Origin of the sequence: Mesorhizobium sp. M7A.F.Ca.CA.003.01.2.1 (assembly GCF_003998945.1) — a bacterium.
GTDB lineage: Bacteria > Pseudomonadota > Alphaproteobacteria > Rhizobiales > Rhizobiaceae > Mesorhizobium > Mesorhizobium ciceri.
Map to the genome: position 1 here is coordinate 1 of NZ_RZRA01001294.1, position 1151 is coordinate 1151.

The following is a 1151-nucleotide window of genomic DNA, read 5'->3' on the forward strand; positions in this document are numbered from 1 at the left end:
CGCTCTATTCGCGCGACTGCATCAATGCGCTTTCGGAAGCGACCGGCATCCATTACGACGAGCGCAAGAAGGGCATTCTCTATTTCTTCCGCTCGCAAAAGAGCCTCGACACCGGCACCGACAATTACCGTTATCTTGCCAAGCACGGCCTGCCGATCGAAATCGTCGGCCGCGACCGGCTGGTCGAGCTGGAACCCGGCCTTGCCGGCGTCAAGGACAAGATTGCCGGCGGCGTCTATTCGCCAACCGACCAGACCGGAGATTCCAAGCAGTTTGTCGACAGGCTGGCCGCCTATGCGGCCGAGAAGCTCGGCGTCGAATTCCTGTTCGGCACGACAGTCGAAGGCCTCGACATCGAGGGCGACCGGGTGCGCGCGGTGATGACTTCGGCCGGCCCGGTCGCCGGCGATGCGGTTGTCATCTCGATGGGGCCGGAAAGCGGCCTGCTCGGGCGCCGTTACGGCATCGACCTGCCTGTCTATCCGGTAAAAGGCTATACCGCGACGATTCCCCTGGAGGACGAAAGCAGGGGACCGACCATGGGCGGCGCCGACGAGGACCGGCTGATCGGCTATTCAAGGCTGGGCAACCGCTTGCGGATGTCCTCGACGGCCGAATTCACCGGCTTCGACCGCACTTTCAAGCCCGCCGATTTCAAGACGATCATCAGCACCGGCAAGGATCTTTTCCCGGGTGCCTTCGACGAGAAGAGGGCTGTGTTCTGGGCGGGTCTGCGCCCGATGATGCCGAACTCGGTGCCGGTCATCGGCCAGGCGCGCTACAAGAATCTCTATCTCGACACCGGCCACGGCCATGTCGGCTGGACGATGGCCTGCGGTTCGGGAAAATTCCTCGCCGACCTCGTTTCGGGCCGCAAGCCGGAGATCGACCCGCAGGGGCTGGTTTACGGGGGCTAGGATGTCGGGACCGCAAGTCGCCATCGACCTTGGCCGCATCGAGCGCAACGCGCGCACCATCGTCGAGCGCTGCGCGCTGTCGGGCATAAAAGTGTTCGGCGTCACCAAGGGCACTTGCGGCATGCCGCAAGTGGCACGCGCCATGCTGCGCGGCGGTGTCGCCGGCATCGCCGAATCGCGTTTCGAGAACATCCGCCGGCTGCGCGACAGCGGCATCAACGCACCGATCATGCT

At 63.9% G+C, this 1151-nt stretch carries 2 protein-coding genes; both read left to right on the top strand.

The window, feature by feature from the left end:
* Positions 1-917, top strand: a 917-nt coding sequence (locus EN969_RS32105) for an FAD-dependent oxidoreductase (protein WP_127419789.1), incomplete at its 5' end; no start/stop codon positions are given.
* A gap of 1 nt (position 918) precedes the next feature.
* On the top strand, positions 919-1151 hold a 233-nt coding region (locus EN969_RS32110; protein ID WP_206525293.1), incomplete at its 3' end, for an alanine racemase.